1 protein-coding gene is annotated in these 518 nt (G+C 57.1%); it reads left to right on the forward strand.

From position 1 onward, the window contains the following. The coding region (locus tag NCT32_RS37065; RefSeq protein WP_250491571.1) for a DUF1173 family protein at nucleotides 1-396 on the forward strand (396 nt) is incomplete at its 5' end. Nucleotides 397-518: the final 122 nt, after the last annotated feature.

The raw sequence follows: 518 nt of genomic DNA on the forward strand, positions 1-518 counted from the left end.
AACGCTAGCGCGCGCGTCGTGATTCTCGCCTTGGTCGAGCGGACAAGGGACGGAAATCTTCGGATCATCGACCTTGCGCTGCAACTGTGCAGCAGCAGTTTCGTTCCCTGCGATTCGAGCTATGAGGTAGAGATGGCCAACCGGCTCGTTGCCGAGCGCCGACGTTTCATCAAGCCTTTTAGGCTCGAGGCCGGCGACGTCATGCTCCCCGACTTTCAACTGACCGATACCCGACAGCCGACGGCGATCGAAATTTATGGGATGCAAGGCAATGAGCAATACCTTGCCCGCAAGAAGGAGAAACAGGCGCTCTACGCGCGCGACGCAAAGCCGTGCGTTGAGTGGATACCGCCGGCCGACCTCGCGTCAGTACGGCTTCCTAAACCGTTGACTTGACGGTCGCTCCTTCTAGGATACTTTGAGCGCATCCGTAACTGCTGAGCAAATGATATGGCCTCGAACTCGTTCTTTCTGAATCGTGCAGTCGCGCGTAACGCCGACTGGCAAGTGAATTACCC

The organism is Caballeronia sp. INML2, from assembly GCF_023631365.1.
In the GTDB taxonomy this organism is placed as follows: domain Bacteria; phylum Pseudomonadota; class Gammaproteobacteria; order Burkholderiales; family Burkholderiaceae; genus Caballeronia; species Caballeronia turbans.